This window comes from Pseudomonas sp. SO81, assembly GCF_030374125.1.
Taxonomy (GTDB): domain Bacteria; phylum Pseudomonadota; class Gammaproteobacteria; order Pseudomonadales; family Pseudomonadaceae; genus Aquipseudomonas.
In genome coordinates this window covers 2,495,974-2,517,018 of the sequence record NZ_CP126126.1, presented here as the reverse complement: position 1 = coordinate 2,517,018, position 21,045 = coordinate 2,495,974, and the positions used below count along the sequence as shown (strand labels likewise).

The following is a 21,045-nucleotide window of genomic DNA, read 5'->3' as shown; positions in this document are numbered from 1 at the left end:
TGTTCGCGAGCGCAGCAGGATAACTGGCCGCGCTGAAACGAAAAACCCGGCATCGGCCGGGTTTTTCGTTATTCCTGAAGGCGTATTACTCGACCGCCTTGACCATATCTTCGATGACTTTCTTGGCGTCGCCGAAGACCATCATGGTCTTGTCCAGGTAGAACAGTTCGTTGTCCAGGCCGGCGTAGCCGCTGGCCATCGAGCGCTTGTTGACGATCACGGTCTTGGCTTTGTAGGCCTCGAGGATCGGCATGCCGGCGATCGGCGACTTCGGATCGTTCTTCGCGGCCGGGTTGACCACGTCGTTGGCGCCCAGCACCAGTACCACGTCGGCCTGGCCGAACTCGGAGTTGATGTCTTCCATCTCGAACACCTGCTCGTAAGGCACTTCGGCCTCGGCCAGCAGGACGTTCATGTGGCCAGGCATACGGCCGGCAACCGGGTGGATCGCGTACTTCACGGTGACGCCGCGGTGGGTCAGCTTCTCGGCCAGCTCCATCAGCGCGTGCTGGGCACGGGCTACCGCCAGGCCGTAGCCCGGAACGATGATCACGGTGTCGGCGTTGGTCAGCAGGAAGGCGGCGTCGTCGGACGAGCCGGACTTCACCGGACGGGCTTCCTGAGCGCCAGCCGGGCCGCCGGCATCTGCCGCGCCGCCGAAGCCGCCGAGGATCACGTTGAAGAACGAGCGGTTCATCGCCTTGCACATGATGTACGAGAGGATGGCGCCGGACGAACCTACCAGCGAGCCGGCGATGATCAGCATCGAGTTGTTCAGCGAGAAGCCGATACCAGCCGCCGCCCAGCCCGAGTAGCTGTTGAGCATCGACACCACGACCGGCATGTCGGCGCCGCCGATCGGGATGATGATCAGCACGCCGATGATGAACGACAGGGCCACCAGCACGGCGAAGGCGCGGATGTCACCGGTGAAGGTGAAGTACAGGCCCAGGCCGAGGATGGCCAGACCGAACACCAGGTTGACCAGGTGCTGGCCCTTGAATACCACCGGGGCGCCCTGGAACAGGCGGAACTTGTACTTGCCGGACAGCTTGCCGAAGGCGATCACCGAACCGGAGAAGGTGATGGCACCGATGGCCGCGCCGAGGAACAGCTCCAGGCGGTTACCGGCCGGGATGGCGTCGCCCAGGGCGTGCACGATGCCCAGGGACTGCGGCTCCACGACGGCGGCGATGGCGATGAACACCGCGGCCAGGCCGATCATGCTGTGCATGAAGGCGACCAGTTCCGGCATCTTGGTCATCTCGACGCGCTTGGCCATGATCGAGCCGGCGGTGCCGCCGACCAGCAGGCCGACCAGCACAAAGCCCAGGCCCTTGGCGGCGCCGCCCTCGGCCATTTCCGCGCCCAGCTTGAACACCAGGAACACGGTGGTGACCACGGCGATGGCCATGCCGACCATGCCGAAGGCGTTACCCTGGCGGGACGAGGTCGGGTGGGACAGGCCTTTCAGCGCCTGGATGAAGCAGACGGACGCCACCAGGTACAGCAGGGTGATCAGGTTCATGCTCATCAGTGCTTCTCCGCCGCCGCCTTGGGCGCCTTCTTCTTGAACATTTCCAGCATGCGGCGGGTGACCAGGAAGCCACCGAACACGTTGACCGCGGCCAGGGCCACGGCCAGGGTGCCCATGGACTTGCCGAGCACGGTCTCGGTCAGCGCGGCGGCCAGCATGGCGCCGACGATGACGATGGCGGAAATGGCGTTGGTCACGGCCATCAGCGGGGTGTGCAGGGCCGGGGTGACGTTCCACACCACGTGGTAGCCCACGTAGATGGCCAGCACGAAGATGATCAGGTTGTAGATGCTGGGGGAAATCAGTTCCATGTCTCTACTCCTTAGCCGTTCTTGCGCACGACTTCGCCGCCTTTGCACATCAGGCAGGCTGCGACGATGTCGTCTTCGAGGTTGAGCTGGAACTGGGCTTCCTTGTCGATTACCAGCTTGAGGAAGTCCAGCAGGTTGCGGGCGTACAGGGCGGAGGCATCCGCCGGCACCAGCGCGGCCAGGTTGGTGTGGCCGACGATGGTCACGCCGTGCTTGACCACGACCTGATCGGCCTCGGTCAGTGGGCAGTTGCCACCCTGAGCGGCAGCCAGGTCGATGACCACGGAGCCCGGCTTCATCTCGGCGACGGTCGCCTCATGCAGCAGGGTCGGCGCCTTGCGGCCCGGAATCAGCGCGGTGGTGATGACGATGTCGGCCTGCTTGGCGCGCTCGTGCACGGCCTTGGCCTGGCGCTCCATCCACGAAGCCGGCATCGGGCGGGCGTAACCGCCGACACCCTGGGCGCACTCGCGCTCTTCGTCGGTCTCGAACGGCACGTCGACGAACTTGGCGCCGAGCGACTCGATCTGCTCTTTAACGGCCGGGCGTACGTCGGACGCCTCGATCACCGCACCCAGACGCTTGGCGGTGGCGATGGCCTGCAGGCCAGCCACGCCGGCGCCGAGGATCAGCACGCGGGCGGCCTTAACGGTACCGGCGGCGGTCATCAGCATCGGCATGAAGCGCGGATAATGGTGAGCGGCCAGCAGCACGGCCTTGTAGCCGGCGATGTTGGCTTGCGACGACAGCACGTCCAGGCTCTGCGCGCGGGAGGTACGCGGGGCGGCCTCCAGGGCGAAGGCGGTGACGCCGCGGGCATTCATGCGCGCAATGGTGTCGTTGCAGAACGGGTTGAGCATGCCGACCAGCACGGCGCCGGACTTCATGTGGGCCAGTTCGGCCTCGGTCGGGGCGACCACTTTCAGCACCAGGTCGGCACCGAAGGCGGAGGCGTCGTTGCCGATGGTCGCGCCGGCGGCTTCATAGGCGCTGTCCGGAATGCTGGCGCTGATGCCGGCACCGGTCTGGACAGTCACCTGATGGCCTTGGCCAACCAGTTTCTTGACGGTTTCGGGCGTCGCGGCAACCCGCGTCTCCCCGGCGTGGGTCTCGAGAGGAACACCAATGTGCACTTCAAAATCTCCTGCGTGATCGTTCTGATGAACCGGCGCACTACGTATGGCACGCGGGTGTGTGGGATCAGCACAAAGCCGCACCGGAAGAGGGCGGGCGCGGCATTTTGCAGGCGAATGCCGAGGCCATCAAGAAATTCTGAAGCGATACTGGGTGATAACTACAAGTCATGGCGTGACTTGTAGTTCCTGCTGGGGTTCGCAAAGCGCCGTTGTTGCTGGGATGAGGGCGAATTTGCGGCAGATCACGGCGCAGAGCGGCATTCGGGGCGTGAATGGCCGTTCGTCGATTTGCCCGTGTATGGCGGAGTGCGGGAGAGGGGCGGCAGAAACGGTCGAGGAGGCGACGCCATGTAGTAGCCGGCGCAGCAGGACTACGCCTGTGCGCCGAGTATGGCGACCGACAGACTGTGACCGGTCAGGCGATGGCCTTGGGTTGGCGAATGCAGGTGGGGCCGGCGCGCCGCTCGACCGCCTCTTGCACCTCGGGACGCAGGCCGAGCAGGAAGCCCAGCTCGGCGACCACGAACAGCGGACCGACCACCAGGCCCATCAGGTCGTCGACGAAGGCGGGTTTGCGACCTTCGTAATAGTGGCCGACGAACTGGATGATCCAGCCCACCACGAACAGGCCGAGGCCGCCGCTCAGCCATACCAGGGTGCTCTGTTGCGCCAGCGCGGCGCCGGCCCACAGGCACAGGCCGAGCAAGGCGCTCATCAGCAGGCCGAAGCGCAGGTCCAGGCGCAGATAGAAGATGCCGGCGGCCAACGCCGTGAGCAGGGCCGGCGACAGCCACAGGCCGGCGATGTCCCAGCCCGGGCGCGACAGCAGCACGGCGACGGCGACCACGATCATCGGAATGCCGATGAAGTGGCTGAGGATGTTGCGCCGGTCGCGGTGGTATTCCGCGTACTGGCTGAGATGATCGACGAGGGTTTTCATTGTTGGGGTCTCAGCAAGGCAGGTTGGTGGCATGATCACGCCAGCCCCCGGTGCACGACTGTCAGTTAGGCGACAAAGCCATGTCCGAATCCCCCTCCCTCTATCGCCCCCTGCTGGAAAGCGGCCAGTGGTTCAGCCATCTGCCCGCTACCCTGCGCGACGAGCTGCTGGGCGAGGCGCGCCTGCTGCACTTGGAGCCGGGGCAGCGCCTGTTCCGCCGCGGCGATCCGCCCTGCGGCCTGTATGCCGTGTTGGAGGGGATGATGCGCGTCGGCGCGGTCAGTCGTGACGGCAAGGAGGCTTTGCTGACCCTGGTCGAGCCGCCCTACTGGTTCGGCGAGATCTCCCTGTTCGATGGCCAGCCGCGCACCCATGACGCCTACGCCGAGGGGCCGGCGCGCCTGCTGCAGATACCACAGGCGGCGCTGCTGGCCCTGCTCGCCCGCGAACCGGTGCACTGGCGCGACTTCGCCCTGTTGATGAGCCAGAAGCTGCGCCTGGCCTTTATCGCGCTGGAGGAGATGAGCCTGCTGCCAGCTGCCCCGCGCCTGGCCAGACGTCTGCTGATGATGGCCGAGGGCTACGGCGAGACCGGACCACGACGAGTGCTGCACCTGGCCCAGGAGCAGTTGGCGCTGATGCTCGGCCTGTCGCGGCAGACCACCAACCAGATCCTCAAGGACCTGGAGGCACGTGGTGCCCTGCGTCTCACCTACGGCGAAATCGAGATCAGCGATCTCGGGACTTTGCGCCAGGCCGCAGGCGTGACCTGAGCCTTGGGCTAAGCTGGCAGGAGGCGTTTCGCCAGCACTTTCCCTCCCGCTCCCAGGTCGTGTCGATGTCTGTCCTCCGCCGGCTCCTGCCCCTGCTGTGCCTGCTGCTGTTCTGCGGTGCCGCGCGAGCCGAGCTGCCACTGCTCGACCTGCGTCACGCCGATATCGATACGGTGCCCGGCGTGCGCCTGCTGGAAGATGCCCCCGAGCAGCTGGCGCTGCACCAGGCGCGCGCCCGCCTGCTCACCGACGGCCACGACCTGCAGAGCATTCCCTCGCTGGGCTGGAGCGACAGCGCCTGGTGGTTCGGCCTGCGCCTGCAGGGTCGCTCCGGCGAGCGCTACTACCTGTGGCTGGACCACACCTACCTCGACGACGTGCAGGTCTGGGTGTTCGCCGACGAGCGCCTGCAACTCTATCGCCAGCTCGGCGACCACCTGCCGTTCGCCCGTCGCGACGAGCCGCTGCGGGCCTTCCTGGTGCCGCTGCCGACGCTGGGCGTCGGCGCCCAGGAAGTCATCCTGCGGGTGCGCAGCACCTCCTCGATCAGCCTGCCGATCAAGCTGCTGCCGGCCGCCGACAAGGATCGCCTGCTGGCCACCACCTGGCTGAACAACGGCCTGATCGTCGGTGCGCTGCTGGTGATGGCGCTGTTTCACCTGCTCAAGTTCGTCGTCGCCCCGGACCGGCGCCTGGGCTACTACTGCGCGACCATCCTCAGCGTGGCCTGGTACAACGCCGCGATCAACGACCTGACCAACCTGCTGCTGTGGCGCAACTGGCCGCCGGCCATGCAGTTCGAGACCAACCTGTTCGGCGCGCTCACACTGATCTTCAGCACCCTGTTCATCAGTTCCTCGCTGCGCCTGGATGAGGGCCTGCCGCGGCGCCTGCGCGACCTGCTGATCGCGACGCTGGCCGGCGTGCTGGCGTGGGTGCTGCTGAGCCCGACGCACAGCCAGGCGGCGCAGGTGATGAACCTGATGATGCTGAGCACCGGCCTGTTCCAGCTCGGCCTGACCCTGCTCGCCCTGCACCTGCGGCGGCCCTACGCCGGCTGGTTCGCGCTGTTCTGGAGCGCCGCCATTCTGCTCATGCTGATGCTCGCCCTCAGCCGCGCCGGCCTGGTACCGCGCAACGCCTGGGTCGACGTGCTGCATGCCTGGCTGCCGGTGGTCTGCGTGTTCCTCTTCGGCGTGCTCAACGGTCGCCAGCTGGATGACGTGCGCCAGGCCCTGCTGGCCTCGCGCGAGCAGGCCATCGTCAATCTGGAGCAGTATCGCGGCCTGTTCCGCAATGCCGCCGAGGGCATCTTCCGCTGCAACCGCCAGGGCCTGCTGCTGGAGACCAACCCCAGTTTCCTGCGCCTTCTGAAACGTGAAGAGGCCGACGCCGAGCTGCTGCAGGCCCAGCCGATCCAGGGCCTGCTGGCGCCCGGCGACTGGCAGCGCCTGTGTGGCCAGCTCAGTGCGGAGCAGCCCACCGCCAGTGGCGAGGTGCAGCTGCAGACGGCCGACGGGCGCCACCGCTGGGTGCACCTGTCGCTACACGAGCAGGCCAACCTGCATTGCATCGAGGGCATAGTCGTCGACCTCAGCGAGCGCCGCGCCCTGGAGCAGCGCCTGGCGCGCCTGGCCGCGCACGACTCGCTGACCGGCCTGGTCAACCGCCGCGAGCTGGAGCGCCTGCTGCAGGGGAGCTTGGAGGGACATGGCCGGCACTTCAGCCATTTGCTGTTCCTCGACCTCGACCAGTTCAAGCAGGTCAACGACCTCTGCGGCCACTCGGCCGGCGACCAGCTGCTGCGCCAGTTGGCCGGCCACCTGCTCGGCTGCCTGCCGAGCCAGGCCGAGCTGGCGCGTATCGGTGGCGACGAGTTCGCCGTGCTGCTGGCCGGCTACGACCGGCCACAAGCGCTGGAGCAGGCCGAGCGCCTGCGCCTGGCGGTGGAGCAGTTCGTGTTCAGCTACGGCGGTCGGCCGTTCCGCCTGTGCGTGAGCATCGGCGTGCTGGAGCTGGAGTCCGGCGTGCGCGACTGGGAGGAGGCGCTGAACTGGGCGGACAACGCCAGCAGCATGGCCAAGGCCCAGGGGCGCAACCGCGTGCACCTGTTCAACCCGGCCGACGGCGCGCTGGTCGAGCACCAGCGCCAGCTGCAATGGATCACCCGCCTGCGCGAGGCCATCGAGCAGCAGCATTTCGAGCTGTTCTATCAGCCGGTGCGGCCGCTGCAGGGCGATGAAGCGGGCGCGCACTACGAGGTGCTGCTGCGCTACCGCGACCCGGCGTCCGGTGAGTGGGTGGCGCCGGGGCAATTCTTCTCCGCCGCCGAGCGCTACGGCTTCCTCGCCCAGATCGACCGCTGGGTGCTGCGCCGCTACTGCGAGTGGCTGGCGGCCAACCCGCGCCACCAGATGGTGCTGGCCCAGGTCAACATCAACCTCAGCGCGCCGTCGCTGCTCGATCCGGAATTCCACGCGCTGCTCGACGAGCTGCTCGACACCCATTGCCTGCCGGCCGACCGCCTGTGCATCGAGATCACCGAGATGGTCGCCCTGGCCGAGCTGGGCAGCTCGGCCGGCTGGATCGAGCGTCTGCGCCAGCGCGGCCTCAAGGTGGCGCTGGACGACTTCGGCAGCGGCTTCGCCTCCTACGCCTACCTGCGCCACCTGCCGCTGGACCTGCTGAAGATCGACGGCACCTTCGTCCTCGGTATCGAACGCGACCCGATCAACCGCGCGATGGTCGGCTCCATGGTGCAGATCGCCCGTCAGCTGGGCCTGCGCACGGTGGCCGAGTTCGTCGAGAGCGAGGCGGCGCAGAACTGCCTGCGCGAGCTGGGCATCGACTACGCCCAGGGCTACTTCATCGACCGCCCGCGCCCGCTGGGCGAGCTGGCCGACGCCCTGGACGCCGAGCAGCCGCTGGTGCGTTAGAACCTGTTTACGAGCTTCTGAATTAGAGCCAGACAAGGCAAAAAGCGCCGAGGAAGCGCAGCTTACGAATTGTAAATGAGCATTCCGAGGCGGTTTTTAACGCCGTATGGCCGACAGTCAGGAGATCGTAAGCAGGTTCTTAGGCCAGGCTGGTGGTGATCAGCGCCTTGCTCGACTCCAGCACTTCTTCCTGGCGCTGCGGGCTGGCCAGCATGCGCGCGACCACCAGCGCGCCGACGCACTGGGCGAGGATCGCCCAGGCCAGCTGCGGGTCTTGCAGCTCCTCGGCCCAGGCCTGTTGCAGGCGCACCAGCCAGTGCTCGGCCAGCTCGCGCACGGCGATGTCGGCACGGGCGATCTCGGCGCCCAGGGTGGGGATGGCGCAGCCGCTGTCCGGCTGCTCCACATGCTTCATGCTCAGGTAGATGGCCAGGCAGCGCTGCAGCTTCTTGCGGCTGGCCACGCCGCTGCCGAGCAGCTCCAGGCTGTGGCTCAGCTCGCGCTCGACGATGGCGGCGAACAGCTCGTCCTTGGAGGAGAAGTGGCCGTAGAAGGCGCCGCCGGTCAGGCCGATGGCCTTCATCAGACCATCCACACCGGTGCCGGCGAAGCCGCCGCGCTTGGCCAGCGCGCCGCTGCTGCTGAGCAGCTTCTCGCGGGTCTGGGCCTTGTGTTCGGCGGAATAGCGCATGACCAACTCCTGCTTGACGGATGCCGGAAGCGTAGCATAACGTCCGTTTACTAAACGAGCGTTTATCAAAAGGTGAGCGATATGAGCGACAACAACAACGACAAGAAAGTGGTGCTGGTGATCGGTGCCGGCGACGCCACCGGTGGTGCCATCGCCAAGCGCTTCGCCCGCGAGGGCTACATCGCCTGCGTCACCCGGCGCAGTGCCGACAAGCTGCAGCCGCTGGTGGACAGTATCCGTGCCGAGGGCGGTGAGGCCCATGGCTTCGCCTCCGATGCGCGCAAGGAGGAGGAAGTGGCGGCGCTGGTGGAGCAGATCGAGAGCACGATCGGGCCGATCGAGGCGTTCGTCTTCAATATCGGCGCCAACGTGCCGTGCAGTATCCTCGACGAGACCGCGCGCAAGTACTTCAAGATCTGGGAAATGGCCTGCTTCGCCGCCTTCCTCTCCGCCCAGGCCGTGGCCCGGCGCATGGTCAAGCGCGAGCGCGGCACCATCCTGTTCACCGGCGCCACCGCCGGCCTGCGCGGTGCCTCGCACTTCGCCGCCTTCGCCGGCGCCAAGCACGGCGTGCGCGCCCTGGCGCAGAGCATGGCGCGCGAACTGGGGCCACGGAACATCCATGTGGCCCACGTGGTGGTGGACGGCGCCATCGACACCGCCTTTATCCGCGACACCTTCCCCGACATGTATGCACGCAAGGACCAGGACGGCATCCTCGACCCCGAGCATATCGCCGACAACTACTGGTTCCTGCACAGCCAGCCGCGCGATGCCTGGACGTTCGAACTCGATCTCCGCCCCTGGATGGAAAAATGGTGATGTGCTCCGACCCGCTGCGCGACGCCCAGGCGTTGTTGGCGCAGCGGTGCGAAATGCTCATTGGCAGCAGCCAACTGCGCTTTCTCCCCGCTGCGCCGCCTAGCCTGAACGCCGCTCGCAGGGTCGCGAAACCTGGTTAGAACAATCAAAAAAAGAGAGAAGTCATTCATGAGCAAGACCGTCGAGTTCTACTTCGATTTCGGCAGCCCCACCACCTACCTGGCCTGGACCCAGCTGCCGGCGCTGTGCGCCGAGACGGGCGCGACTCTGGTGTACAAGCCCATGCTGCTCGGTGGCGTGTTCCAGGCCACCGGCAACGCCTCGCCGGTGACCATCCCGGCCAAGGGCCGTTTCATGATCCAGGACCTGGCGCGCTATGCCCGGCGCTACCAGGTGCCGATGCAGTTCAACCCGCACTTCCCGATCAATACCCTGCCGCTGATGCGCGCCGCCGTGGCGGTGCAGCTGCGCATGCCAGAGCGCTTCGAGGCCTTCCTCAAGCTGATCTTTGAAGCCATGTGGGTGCAGGCGCGCAACCTCGGCGACCCGGCCGTGCTGGGCGAGGTACTGGCTGGCGGTGGCTTCGAGCCGCAGCAGCTGCTGGCGCTGATCGCCGAGCAGGAAGTGAAGGACGCGCTCAAGGCCATTACCGACGAGGCGATCAAGCGCGGCGTGTTCGGCGCGCCGGCGATGTTCGTCGGCAACGAACTGTTCTTCGGCCAGGACCGTCTGGATTTCGTGCGCGAGGCCCTGGAGGCCTGACTCAGCGCACGTCGGTCAGGCGCGGCAACTGCTCCAGGGTCGCGGCGTCCAGGTGCAGCATGCGCGCGCTCTTGTGCTCGGCCAGTGGCGCGAAGGATTGCCCGGCGTCGAGCGGCGCGGCCTGGGCGGCCAGGTTGAGCACCAGCGCCTCGCGCGAATACACGCCGCTGCCCAGCTGGTAGACCGCGGCGATCAGCTGGCGCAGTTCCAGCGGCAGGCGCCAGCGGGTGCGCAGGGCCGAGCCGAACGGCGCCGCATGCTTGTGCAGCGCCGCTTCGAGCTGCGCTTCGTCGAGCGCGCCGCCGCGGCCATGCCAGTCCTGCAGGGTGCGCAGCAGGGCCAGGTCGCCCAGGCGGTGCAGCAGGCCTGCGGTGAAGCAGCGCTCGGCGTCGGCGCCCAGGCGGCAGGCCAGCCAGTGGGCCAGCTCGGCCAGACGCTGGGACTGCGCCCAGATCCTCAGGCCCGCGGCCATCAGCAGCGGATCGTCCAGGCTGGCACCGCGCTGCAGGGCCAGGCCCAGCGCCAGGTTGAGGCTGTGTTTGGTGCCCAGGCGATGCAGGGCCTGGGCCAGGCTCTGGCAGCCGCTGCCGCGATGTTCGGCGGCGCTGTTGGCGGCGGCGATCAGCTGGGCGGTGAGCTGCGGATCGTTGTGGAAACGCCGCTCCAGTTCGTCCAGGTCGGGCGTCGCCGGCCCTTGCAGCAGCTCCAGGGTCTCGTGCACCTGGTTCAGCAGCGGGGCGCCGGCGGCCGTTTCGCGGGCCTTGTCCAGATACTGGTCGAGGGATTCCTGCGGGGCCAGATCGGGCAGCGGGCAGCTGACTTCCTCACCCGGCTGCAGCAACACCTGGCGCAGGCGGCGCAGCAGGTCCTCGGCGTCGAACGGCTTGGCCAGGTAAGCGGTGGGTGCCAGCGGGGCGGCGGCGCGCACGCTGCTGGCGTCGATCTTCTCGGTGATCAGGAAGAACGGCAGCGGCGGTTGCGCCTTCTGCCTACGCACCTCGCGCAGCAGGTCGAGACCGCCGATGCCGGGCAGGCCGAAGTCGACGATCAGCAGCTGTGGCGAGGCCTGGCGGCATTGCTGCAGCACGCTGGCGCCATCGCCCAGGGCGACTATATCGGCGTCGCAGCGGGCGCTGCGCACCAGTTGGCAGATGAGGTCGGCGGTCCAGCGGTCCGCTTCGCCGATGATCACACGGGGCACCCGCTGCGACTGGGGCATGGCAAGTCTTCCCTGGGGATGGCCGCATGGCGACCGTTACCCAAGCAGCCTAGCCCATCGTGCGGGCAAAAAAAGACCCGCCGGAGCGGGTCATGAGGGAGTCGCCCGGCCTGGTGAGAGCCGCGGGCGAATCTGGACCGCCCCCATGCACTAGGGGCGGCACGCAGGATGTGGCCCCTCCCGCAAAGGCAGGGCCGTGACGCTTAGGCCAGCTCGTCGAAGCACTCGGCGACGATGGCGATGCCTTTTTCCAGCTGGGCGTCGGGGATGGTGACCGGCATCAGGAAGCGCAGCACGTTGTAGTAGGTGCCGCAGGACAGCAGGATCAGGCCCTTGTCGCGCGCCTTGGCGACGATCTTGCCGACCAGCTCGGCGGCCGGCTTGCTGTGGTCGCCGCCTTCGAACAGCTCGATGGCGACCATCGAACCCAGGCCGCGTACGTCACCGATGACCTTGTGCTTGGCGGCTATGGCGTTGAGGCCGGCCTTGAGCTTCTCGCCCACGGCTTGCGAACGCTCCAGCAGTTTCTCTTCCTCGAACACTTCCATCACGGCCAGGGCAGCGGCGCAGGCGATCGGGCTGCCGGCATAGGTGCCGCCCAGGCCACCCGGGGCGATGCTGTCCATGATCTCGGCCTTGCCGCACACGCCGGAGATCGGGAAGCCGCCGCCGACCGATTTGGCGAAGGTGGTCAGGTCCGGAACGATGCCCAGCTGCTCGGTGGCGAAGAAGGTGCCGGTACGGCCGGCGCCGGTCTGCACTTCATCGGCGATCAGCAGGATGCCGTGGGCATCGCACAGGGCGCGCAGGCGCTGCATGAACGGCTTGGAGTTGACGTAGAAGCCACCCTCGCCCTGCACCGGCTCGATGATGATCGCGGCGATGTCCTGGGGCTGGGCGTCGTTCTTGAAGATGCGCTCGATGCTGGCGATCGACTCGTCTTCGCTGATGCCGTGTAGCGGGCAGGGTGCCAGGGCGCGGAACACGCCGCCGGGCATCAGGCCCATGCCGGCGGAGTAGGGAACCACTTTGCCGGTCAGGCTCAGGGTCATCATGGTGCGGCCGTGGTAGGCGCCGGTGAAGGCGATCACGCCGGCGCGGCCGGTGGCGGCACGGGCGATCTTCACCGCGTTCTCGACGGCTTCGGAGCCGGAAGTGACCAGCAGGGTCTTCTTGGCGAAGTTGCCCGGCACGCGCTTGGCGATCTGCTCGCACAGGGCGATGTAGGGCTCGTAGGCCAGCACCTGGAAGCAGGTGTGGGTCAGCTTGGTCAGCTGTTCCTGCACGGCGGCGATCACCTTCGGATGCAGGTGGCCGGTGTTCAGCACGGCGATGCCGCCGGCGAAGTCGATGTACTCGCGGCCGTCGACGTCCCACACGGTGGCGTTCTCGGCGCGTTCGGCGACGATCGGGTGGATCTGGCTGACGCCTCGGGCCACGGCGGCCTGGCGACGTTGCAGGAGGGATTCGTTCTTGCTCATGTTGTCCTCATAAGCCGCTTATGGCGGCCCGGTCCAAGGATGATGACGGGGCTGGGTGGGCGTGACAGCTAACGATGATCGAACTGTCGCCTACCCGCTGGCCGTCGGCTGGGTTAGCCGGTGCCACCACCGGAAACGCCGACGCCGGGTGACCACGACTCCTGCCTGTCACCCGACACCCACGGATTCACTACCAGTGCGGTTTATACGCCGCCGAGGCACATGTACTTGATCTCGAGGTAATCCTCGATGCCGTACTTGGAGCCTTCGCGGCCGAGGCCGGAAGCCTTCACGCCGCCGAACGGCGCCACCTCGGTGGAGATCAGGCCGGTGTTGATGCCGACCATGCCGTACTCCAGCGCTTCCGCCACGCGGAACACGCGGCCCAGGTCGCGGGCGTAGAAGTAGGAGGCCAGGCCGAACTCGGTGTCGTTGGCCTTGGCGATCACTTCGGCCTCGTCCTGGAAGCGGAACAGCGGCGCCAGCGGGCCGAAGGTCTCTTCCTTGGCCACCGCGGCGTTGCTCGGCACGTCGATCAGGATAGTCGGCTCGAAGAAGCTGCCGCCCAGGGCGTGCGGCTTGCCGCCGGCGACCAGCTTGGCGCCCTTGCTGATGGCGTCCTCGATGTGTTCCTGGACCTTGGCCACGGCCTTGTTGTCGATCAGCGGGCCGGTGGTGGTGCCGTCTTCCAGGCCGTTGCCGATCTTCAGCTTGGCCACCGCGGTCTTCAGCTTGTCGACGAAGGCGTCGTACACGCCGTCCTGAATGTACAGGCGGTTGGCGCACACGCAGGTCTGGCCGTTGTTGCGGTACTTGGAGATCAGCGCGCCTTCCACGGCGGCGTCCAGATCGGCGTCGTCGAACACGATGAACGGCGCGTTGCCGCCCAGCTCCAGGGACACCTTCTTGATGTCGTGAGCGCATTCGGCCATCAGCTGGCGACCGATCTCGGTGGAGCCGGTGAAGGTCAGCTTGCGCACGATCGGGTTGCTGGTCAGCTCGCCGCCGACTTCGCCAGCGCTACCGGTGACCACGCTAAACACGCCGGCGGGGATGCCGGCACGCTGCGCCAGCTCGGCCAGGGCCAGGGCGGAGTAGGGAGTCTGCGAAGCGGGCTTGAGCACCATGGTGCAGCCGGCGGCCAGGGCCGGGCCGGCCTTGCGGGTGATCATCGCCGCCGGGAAGTTCCACGGGGTGATGGCCGCGGTCACGCCGATCGGCTGCTTGATCACGATGATGCGCTTGTCCGGCTGGTGGCCGGGGATGGTGTCGCCGTAGATGCGCTTGGCTTCCTCGGCGAACCACTCGATGAAGGAGGCGGCGTAGGCGATCTCGCCCTTGGCCTCGGCCAGCGGCTTGCCCTGCTCCAGGGTCATCAGGCGGCCCAGGTCGTCCTGGTTGGCCATGATCAGGTCGAACCACTTGCGCAGCTTGTTGGCGCGATCCTTGGCGGTCAGCGCACGCCAGGCCGGCAGCGCGCGCTCGGCGGCTTCGATGGCGCGGCGGGTCTCGGCGCGGCCCATCTTCGGCACGCTGCCGAGGATCTCGCCGGTCGCCGGGTTGTTCACGGCGAGGGTCTGGCCGCTGTCGGCGTTCAGCCACTGGCCGTCGATGAAGGCTTGCTGACGGAACAGCTGGGCGTCTTTCAGTTGCATGGTGGTCTCCAGGTGCGCGGCGCCGACGGGGCAGGCGATCAAGCAAATAGCGGGCAGCCGATTTCGCTGTCCGGCGTTTGAAATGTCAAACGAATCCTAGGGCCGGCGCCGACAAAGGGCAAGAGCTATGTTCGATAAAACCAACAAAATAACCAAAAAGAATGAATGCCGGGCGAGTCGCGGTTATTTCGTCGGCAACCTCGCGGGAGGCGAGATGGAGCGCGCGTTCCAGATGCTGGGCGGGCGTCGCGGGTCGATGATTCTTCTGTTCGATATAAAGAACGTTTGTGTCGAATGGCCTGTAGCCCCGTTCGCCACGCGCTACAGGTCATCCCTGTAGCGAATCGCGGTACTGGCTGGGGCTTTGCCCGGTCCAGCGCTTGAAGGCGCGGCTGAAGCTGCTGCTGTCGGCGAAGCCGAGCAAGTAGGCGACTTCGCTGATCGAGCAGTCGGCCTCGCGCAGATGATCCAGCGCCAGATCGCGACGGGTGTCGGCCAGCACCTGCTCGTAGCTGCTGCCCTCGTCGCTCAAATGACGCTGCAGGCTGCGCAGGCTCAGGTGCAGACCGTGGGCCAGGGCCTCGGCCGAAGGTTCGCCATTCGGCAGGCACTGCTCCAGGGCTCGGCGCAGGCGGCGCGCCACGGTGTCCGGCTGCAGCGCTTCCAGGCGCTTGCGCAGCACCGCCTCGTTGTGCGCGGCCAGCTCGGGGTTGCCGTCGCCCAGCGGGCGGTCGAGATCGGCCCGGGCGAAGCACAGCACGTCCTCGCTGGCGGCGAAGTGCACCGGCGCGCGGAACACCTCCTGCCAGGGGCTCGGATCGCTCGGCAGCGGCCGGCGCAGATGCACGGCCAGCGGTGCATAGTCGCGGCCCAGGCGATTGCGGCAGGTGCGCACGTAGATGGCGGAGAAGGCGTCGATGGCCTCGGGGGCCGGCGCCGGCGAACCGGGCGGCAGGCGCAGGTGCAGCTCGCACACTTCTTCCGTCTCGCGCAGCTCCAGTTCCAGGGCGTCGCTGACCACCTGGTGGTAGCGCACGATGCGCTCGAACACTTCGCGCAGGGTGCCGCTGGCCATCACCGCCATGCCCAGGGCGTGGAAGGTGGTCGGCGCGACGTGGCGTGAGGTGTGCAGGCCCAGGGTCGGGTCGCCGCTGGCGGCCACCGCCAGTTGCCACAGGCGCGTGGTGGCGTGCAGCGGGTAGCGCGCGTTGGCGTCGTCCAGCAGTGCCGGGTCGAGGCCGGCCTCGCGGCACAGGGCGGCGCTGTCCAGGCCGAGCGCGTCGAGCTGGCGGCGCAGGGCTCGGGTCCAGCTGGCCAGGGTGGAGGGTTCAGTCATGCAGGTTGGCATTCTCGGTCAACAGGTTGGCGTTGTCGGTCAGGCGGCGCGGCGCGGGGGCGCGCACTCTAGCCTGGCCTGATTCCAACAACGATCCGTGGCGCCCCGCATGGCGCCGCCACAAGAGGATGCGTGCATGACCCCGACTCCTGCAACCCACCAGCAACGCTCGGCGCATATCCGCGCCGTGGTGATGGCGCGTGGTGACGAACTGCGCCAGCGCTACCCGATCCTGCAGCACCAGGATGCCCTCGGTGCCGGCATCCTGGCTTTCGCCCTGGCCGGCATGATCGGCAGTGCCTGGCTGTATGCCGAGGGCGCCATCGCCTGGTGGGCGTGCCTGCTGGCCAATGCCTTCTTCGCCTCGCTGACCCATGAGCTGGAACACGACCTGATCCACTCCATGTACTTCCGCAAGCAGCGCGTGCCGCACAACCTGATGATGGCGCTAGTGTGGATGGCGCGGCCGAGCACGATCAACCCGTGGATCCGCCGCCACCTGCACCTGAATCACCACAAGGTCTCCGGCACCGAGACCGACCTCGAGGAGCGCGCCATCACCAATGGCGAGCCCTGGGGCTTCGCCCGCCTGCTGATGGTCGGCGACAACGTGATGTCCTCGCTCATCCGCTTCCTGCGCGCGCCGACCTGGGAGCGCCGCAAGATGATCGTCAGCCGCACGCTCAAGGGCTACGCGCCGCTGGGCCTGCTCAACTGGGGCACCTGGTACGTGTTCCTCGGCTTCCACCTGATCGACTTAGTCGCCTCCGTCGTCGGCGCGCCGATCGCCTGGTCGGCCACCACCCAGGCGGTGATGGATGGCGTGACCTTCGCCGTGGTGGTGCTGGTCGGCCCCAACGTGCTGCGCACCTTCTGCCTGCACTTCGTCAGCTCCAACATGCACTACTACGGTGACGTCGAACTGGGCAACGTGATCCAGCAGACCCAGGTGCTCAACCCCTGGTGGCTGTGGCCGCTGCAGGCGTTCTGCTTCAACTTCGGCAGCACCCATGCGATCCACCACTTCGTGGTCAAGGAGCCGTTCTACATCCGCCAGATGACCGCGCCGCTGGCGCACCGGGTGATGCGCGAGGCCGGCGTGCGCTTTAACGACTTCGGCACCTTCGCCCGCGCCAACCGCTGGGATGCGCCGAGCAAAGAGGCTGTTGCGCCGGTCCAGCAGACCGCCTGATCGTCCTTGTGAGCCCCGGTTTTCCGGGGCGCTTCCGGGGCCTGCGGGCCCCGCGCTTTTCGGAATACTGCATGAATATCCTGATCGTCCACGCCCACCCCGAGCCGCAGTCCTTCTGCACGGCGATGAAAGACCTGGCCGTCGCCACCCTCGGCGGCGCCGGCCACAGCGTGCAGGTCTCCGACCTGTATGCGATGAACTGGAACCCGGTGGCCTCGGCCGCCGACTTCCCGCAACGCAGCAACCCCGATTACCTGGTCTATGCCCTGGAGCAGCGCGAGGCGGTCAAGGCCGGCGCCATCGCTGCAGACATCGCCGCCGAGCTGGACAAGCTGCTGTGGGCCGACCTGGTGATCCTCAACTTCCCGCTGTTCTGGTGCTCGGTACCGGCCATGCTCAAGGGCTGGATCGACCGCGTGCTGGTCTCCGGCGTGTGTTACGGCGGCCTGCGTTTCTATGATCGTGGCGGCCTGGCCGGCAAGCGCGCGCTGCTCAGCTTCACCCTTGGCGGGCAGGCGCACATGTTCGCCGACGAAGCAGCTGTGCATGGCGATTGGGAACCGATGCTGCGCCCGTTGCAGCGCGGCACCCTGGCCTATGTCGGCATGAGCGTGCTGCCGCCCTTCGCCGCCTGCCACGTGCCCTACATCAGCCAGGAAGCGCGCGAGGAGATCCTGCGCCGTTACGGCGACTACCTGCTGCAACTGGAGTTCGCCGAGCCGCTGAGCTTCCCCTCGCTGGCCGACTTCGACCGTGGCCTGCATCCGCTGCAGCAGGAGATGACGGCATGAAAACCTGGATCTGCATCGTCTGCGGCCTGATCTATGACGAAGCCAAGGGCTGGCCGGACGACGGCATCGCCGCCGGCACGCCCTGGGCCGAGGTGCCGGACGACTGGCTGTGCCCCGACTGCGGCGTGAGCAAGGCCGACTTCACCATGCAGGAGCTCTGAGCGACAGGCCGCATGGACGCCCGCGAGGCGGATGCGTATGATTGCGCCCCGCAACGCATCCGTAGCTCAGCTGGATAGAGTACTGCCCTCCGAAGGCAGGGGTCGTGGGTTCGAATCCCGCCGGATGCGCCAAATACAGGTTTCCCTCTCTGCTGGAAACACCGCGAAAAGCCCGCCCTGCCGCGGGCTTTGTTGTTTCTGCGTTTTGCCACCGCGCCGGCGCAACGGCCTGCGCGCCCTCTGATCCAAGGGCTTCGGCCGCCGCCGAAGGGCCAATGCCGGTGGCAGCGGCATGGCTCGTCAAGTCTGGCGCTTCGCTATAGGATTCCGTCACAGCAGACAGGAAATGGGCGGCGCAGAAAATGATGGGTTCGGACGAAGAACTACGCGAGGCCGAAGAGCGGCTGCAGGGCGAATCGAAGGAGCCTGCCCAGGCCGACGATGCCGGGCCGGATGCACTGAACGATATCGCGCCGACCCTGCCGGAAGATGTGGCCAAGAAGATCCTGCGCGAAGCGTTCAAGCATTTCCCGATTCCCGGAAAAAAGTAACCCCTGCTTTTGGTGCGAGCCGGAGAGTCGGTGCCTGTTGGTGCACTGGAAAGCAAAAAGCCCCCTAGCCTGCGCTCGGGGGCTTTTTATTCTGGCCCATTCAGTCGAGAGGAACAGTCTTCTCGATCATCAGCTCCTTCTCCGGGGTGCCAACGCGGGGCGGCAGAGCCGGTACACCTTCCGGTATGTCCTGATCGGCGTAGCGCAGCTGTCGTTCACGGATGAAGTTGTACTTGCCCTCGGTCAGCTCGTCCGCATGGGCAAAGTCATTGATGATGGTTGGCTTGATGAAGACCATCAGGTTCTTCTTGCTGACTTCCTTGCGGTCGTTGCGGAACAGTTTGCCGATGACTGGAAGCTTGGCAAAGAACGGGACGCGGTCTCCGGAGTCGCGCATTTCGTCCGAGATGAGGCCGCCCAGCACCAGCGTCATGTTGTCCTTGATCAGCACCCGTGTCTCGATGGAGCGCTTGTTGGTCACGATATCGGCGGCACTGGTGTCGTTGGTGACGCTGGATATCTCCTGATAGACATTCAGAGTGACCGAGTCGCCTTCATTGATCTGAGGTTTGATCTTCAGGGTAATACCCACGTCCTGCCGTTCGATCGTCTGGAAGGGGTTGGTCGACGGGTTGGAGGCGCTGGTGGAGCTACCCGTAACGAAAGGTACGTTCTGACCGACGACAATCTTGCCCTCTTCGTTGTCCAGGGTGACTAGGTTGGGCGTGGACAGGATGTTCATCGAATCGTCAGTCGAGAGCATGCGCACCAGCGCGCGCAACGATCCGCTGCTGTAGAAGCCGAGGCTCAGGCCCGCATCCAGTTTGACCGGCGACCCCGGGAAGCTGTCGATGCCATTACCCTTCATGGATGACTTGAAGCCGCCGAATAAGCCGTCGCCGCCTATTGCCGCTTCGGAAGTTTTCCATTGCACGCCCAGGTCATTCACTTTGTTGTCCGAGACCTCGACGATGACCGCTTCTACCAAGACCTGCGCACGTCGGATGTCCAGGCGCTTAACCACGCCGTCGATGGTGGTCATGATGGCCGGTGGTGCGCTGATGACCAGTGCGTTAGTCGTATCGTTGGCCTGAATGGAGATCTCGGCGCCGCTGACCCCAACGTCCTTGTCCTGTTTCTGCACGCTGGTGGCGACGTTCTGCAGTACCTGGGCAACTTCCGATGCCTTCAGGTAGTGGAGGTAAATGACCTTGGTATCGCGAATAAGGTTGCCGGGCTTGTCCAGGCTGGCGAGTACATCGCGCAATTGCTGGCGCTTGCTGGGGTCGCCTGAGATGAGAATGCTATTAGTGCGCTCGTCGACAGAGACGTTGATCTTGCTGGCGCCTTCCTGCCCACCGCCTTGGGGGGTCAAAGTACCCAGCATGGTCGACAGCTCTTTGGCATTGGCGAACTTCAGCGGTATGACGTCAATCTCGAACTGGCCGGCCTGATCTATCTCGGCGACCAGCTTCAACAGTTGATTAATGTTGGAGGCCCGGTCCGAAATGATCAGGGCATTGCTATCCGGGTAGGCGGCCAAGTGGCCAACTTGGGGGACCATCGGGCGCAATATGTTTACCAGTTGCGTTGCTGGAACATGTTCCGAGCGTATCACTCGCACAACTTGCTGGTCGTCGTTGAGTTCATCGTCATCGACCAGTGGGACGCCGCTCTGCTTTGCGTTCGCATCGGGGATAACCTTGACCGCGCTATCCGATTCGATTGCGGAGAACCCGTGTACCTGCAAGACCGAAAGAAAGACTCGATAAGCCTCGTCGGGGCTCATGGAGCCATTGGAAATCACCGTTACTTTGCCAGTTACGCGAGGGTCGATGATGAAGTTCTTGCCGGTCGCCTTGGCGATCCACTCGATGAACGAGCGAATGTTTGCGTCCTGCATGTTGATCTTCACTTCCGCGCTTTCTGGGGAAGTTGGCTCTTCAGCTAGCGCCGAGTTGGACAGGAGGCAGAGAGACAGCAGCAGGGTAAGTAAGATACGGATGGGCACTTCTCTATCACTCGACTACTTATTCTGCGCAAGTTTGCGCTGAATGAATTGCTGGTATGCGGTGGGTGGTGATTCGGCTGACGCTGCAACGCTGGATGTTTCATTCGTTGATGCAATCGGAGACTCTGCCGGAGCTGTGGGCAGGCTATCCGGGGTAGCAGACTCTCCTTCGCCAAAGCCGCGGAAGCTAAGTTGTTCCAGTTTTCCATTGCGCTTGAAGGTAACTCTGTTGCTTTCGATCTTGGCGATGGCTATTCCGGGGCGGGCTTCTTCGCCAGGCTTCAAGATCAAGGTCTTGTTACCGTCTTCGAGGATGACGGAGCTCTCTGCTGGGGAGGTCATGAAGAAGATGGCGGAGATTTGCAGGTCCAGATTGCTTTCGGGCAATGCTTCAAGTCGTGTCTGTTCCGGCTGTTCCTGATCAAGGCTGCCGAAAATGCCGAGCAAATGCTTGTCGAGTAATTTCTTTGCTGGTTCGGATGACGAGGTAGCTGGGGCGATCTCAGCTATTAATGCTTGTTTCTGGGTTGTTTGGGCAAACTGGAATGCCTGCCAACCCAGAGTGGCCAGTATCAGTGCCGGCAACACGAGCCAGGCACCAAACTTGGCGCCTCTTGCCGCAAGTGGGCTGGATAATGTCTGAAGAAAGCTGGCCATGGACTCGTCCCTGTGATGGCGCGGCAATACTATCGACAGGCCTGTCGCATGCCTAGAAATGTGCTGTGCATCGCAACCACCCC

General features: G+C 65.7%; 20 protein-coding genes and 1 tRNA gene. 10 read left to right on the top strand and 11 right to left on the bottom strand.

All coding sequences use genetic code 11. From position 1 onward, the window contains the following. Positions 1-85 precede the first annotated feature (85 nt). The 4 genes from OH686_RS11670 to OH686_RS11655 all read right to left on the bottom strand — a co-directional run bounded on the left by OH686_RS11670 (position 86) and on the right by OH686_RS11655 (position 3,924). Entirely contained in the window at positions 86-1,534 is a 1,449-nt protein-coding gene (locus tag OH686_RS11670) for an NAD(P)(+) transhydrogenase (Re/Si-specific) subunit beta (RefSeq protein WP_137973809.1), read from the bottom strand. Next, positions 1,534-1,848, bottom strand: coding sequence for an NAD(P) transhydrogenase subunit alpha part 2 (locus OH686_RS11665; RefSeq protein ID WP_137973808.1), 315 nt, complete (start codon positions 1,846-1,848; stop codon positions 1,534-1,536). The genes OH686_RS11670 and OH686_RS11665 overlap by 1 nt, the downstream gene beginning before the upstream one ends. A gap of 11 nt (positions 1,849-1,859) precedes the next feature. Continuing rightward, positions 1,860-2,981: a Re/Si-specific NAD(P)(+) transhydrogenase subunit alpha gene (locus tag OH686_RS11660; RefSeq protein ID WP_137973807.1), complete on the bottom strand. Its 1,122-nt coding sequence runs from the start codon at positions 2,979-2,981 to the stop codon at positions 1,860-1,862. A 418-nt stretch (positions 2,982-3,399) separates the two neighbouring features. Continuing rightward, entirely contained in the window at positions 3,400-3,924 is a 525-nt protein-coding gene (locus OH686_RS11655; RefSeq protein WP_289532738.1) for an Mpo1 family 2-hydroxy fatty acid dioxygenase, read from the bottom strand. 80 nt (positions 3,925-4,004) lie between these two features. Here OH686_RS11655 and OH686_RS11650 point away from each other — a divergent pair, with 80 nt between their 5' ends. Next, on the top strand, positions 4,005-4,697 hold the full coding sequence (locus OH686_RS11650; protein ID WP_289532737.1) for a Crp/Fnr family transcriptional regulator: 693 nt from the start codon (positions 4,005-4,007) through the stop codon (positions 4,695-4,697). Positions 4,698-4,762: 65 nt separating this feature from the next. Next, positions 4,763-7,633: an EAL domain-containing protein gene (locus OH686_RS11645; protein WP_289532735.1), complete on the top strand. Its 2,871-nt coding sequence runs from the start codon at positions 4,763-4,765 to the stop codon at positions 7,631-7,633. Positions 7,634-7,772: 139 nt separating this feature from the next. Here OH686_RS11645 and OH686_RS11640 read toward each other — a convergent pair whose 3' ends face one another. After that, the gene (locus OH686_RS11640; protein ID WP_289532733.1) at positions 7,773-8,324 is read right to left on the bottom strand and encodes a TetR/AcrR family transcriptional regulator; all 552 of its coding nucleotides are present in this window, start codon (positions 8,322-8,324) and stop codon (positions 7,773-7,775) included. Positions 8,325-8,405: 81 nt separating this feature from the next. Here OH686_RS11640 and OH686_RS11635 point away from each other — a divergent pair, with 81 nt between their 5' ends. Both OH686_RS11635 and OH686_RS11630 read left to right on the top strand, forming a co-directional pair. Further along, positions 8,406-9,146, top strand: a complete 741-nt coding sequence (locus tag OH686_RS11635; RefSeq protein ID WP_289532731.1) for an SDR family oxidoreductase — start codon at positions 8,406-8,408, stop codon at positions 9,144-9,146. A gap of 168 nt (positions 9,147-9,314) precedes the next feature. Next, positions 9,315-9,908, top strand: coding sequence for a 2-hydroxychromene-2-carboxylate isomerase (locus OH686_RS11630; RefSeq protein WP_289532730.1), 594 nt, complete (start codon positions 9,315-9,317; stop codon positions 9,906-9,908). A 1-nt stretch (position 9,909) separates the two neighbouring features. Here the strand turns inward: OH686_RS11630 and OH686_RS11625 are convergent, their stop codons facing one another. The 3 genes from OH686_RS11625 to gabD form a co-directional block, all read right to left on the bottom strand. Beyond that, positions 9,910-11,127 (bottom strand): HDOD domain-containing protein, encoded by a 1,218-nt coding sequence (locus OH686_RS11625; protein ID WP_289532729.1) that lies wholly within the window; start codon positions 11,125-11,127, stop codon positions 9,910-9,912. A gap of 203 nt (positions 11,128-11,330) precedes the next feature. After that, complete coding sequence (gene gabT / locus OH686_RS11620; protein WP_289532728.1) at positions 11,331-12,608, bottom strand: 4-aminobutyrate--2-oxoglutarate transaminase; 1,278 nt, start codon at positions 12,606-12,608, stop codon at positions 11,331-11,333. 203 nt (positions 12,609-12,811) lie between these two features. After that, on the bottom strand, positions 12,812-14,263 hold the full coding sequence (gene gabD, locus OH686_RS11615) for an NADP-dependent succinate-semialdehyde dehydrogenase (RefSeq protein WP_289532727.1): 1,452 nt from the start codon (positions 14,261-14,263) through the stop codon (positions 12,812-12,814). 127 nt (positions 14,264-14,390) lie between these two features. Here gabD and OH686_RS11610 point away from each other — a divergent pair, with 127 nt between their 5' ends. Then, positions 14,391-14,603 carry a hypothetical protein gene (locus OH686_RS11610; protein WP_289532726.1) on the top strand — a complete coding sequence of 71 codons (213 nt, stop codon included), beginning with the start codon at positions 14,391-14,393 and terminating at the stop codon, positions 14,601-14,603. Here the strand turns inward: OH686_RS11610 and OH686_RS11605 are convergent. Continuing rightward, on the bottom strand, positions 14,592-15,599 hold the full coding sequence (locus OH686_RS11605) for an AraC family transcriptional regulator (protein ID WP_289532723.1): 1,008 nt from the start codon (positions 15,597-15,599) through the stop codon (positions 14,592-14,594). The two genes, OH686_RS11610 and OH686_RS11605, sit on opposite strands and share 12 nt — an antisense overlap. Before the next feature lie 136 nt (positions 15,600-15,735). On the opposite strand from OH686_RS11605, the gene OH686_RS11600 reads away from it, so the two are divergent. From OH686_RS11600 to OH686_RS11580, 5 genes are all read left to right on the top strand, one after another. Beyond that, positions 15,736-16,791, top strand: a complete 1,056-nt coding sequence (locus tag OH686_RS11600) for a fatty acid desaturase (RefSeq protein WP_289532721.1) — start codon at positions 15,736-15,738, stop codon at positions 16,789-16,791. A gap of 71 nt (positions 16,792-16,862) precedes the next feature. Next, positions 16,863-17,582 carry an NAD(P)H-dependent oxidoreductase gene (locus tag OH686_RS11595; RefSeq protein WP_289532719.1) on the top strand — a complete coding sequence of 240 codons (720 nt, stop codon included), beginning with the start codon at positions 16,863-16,865 and terminating at the stop codon, positions 17,580-17,582. Further along, the gene (locus OH686_RS11590; protein WP_289532717.1) at positions 17,579-17,743 is read left to right on the top strand and encodes a rubredoxin; all 165 of its coding nucleotides are present in this window, start codon (positions 17,579-17,581) and stop codon (positions 17,741-17,743) included. Before OH686_RS11595 ends, OH686_RS11590 begins: the two co-directional genes overlap by 4 nt. Positions 17,744-17,798: 55 nt before the next feature. Continuing rightward, positions 17,799-17,875, top strand: a tRNA-Arg gene (locus tag OH686_RS11585). 233 nt (positions 17,876-18,108) lie between these two features. Beyond that, positions 18,109-18,294 carry a hypothetical protein gene (locus OH686_RS11580; protein WP_289532716.1) on the top strand — a complete coding sequence of 62 codons (186 nt, stop codon included), beginning with the start codon at positions 18,109-18,111 and terminating at the stop codon, positions 18,292-18,294. A gap of 100 nt (positions 18,295-18,394) precedes the next feature. On the opposite strand, the gene gspD is transcribed toward OH686_RS11580, so the two are convergent. Both gspD and OH686_RS11570 read right to left on the bottom strand, forming a co-directional pair. Beyond that, complete coding sequence (gene gspD / locus OH686_RS11575) at positions 18,395-20,305, bottom strand: type II secretion system secretin GspD (protein WP_289532714.1); 1,911 nt, start codon at positions 20,303-20,305, stop codon at positions 18,395-18,397. A gap of 15 nt (positions 20,306-20,320) precedes the next feature. Beyond that, positions 20,321-20,962 carry a type II secretion system protein N gene (locus OH686_RS11570; RefSeq protein ID WP_289532713.1) on the bottom strand — a complete coding sequence of 214 codons (642 nt, stop codon included), beginning with the start codon at positions 20,960-20,962 and terminating at the stop codon, positions 20,321-20,323. Positions 20,963-21,045: the final 83 nt, after the last annotated feature.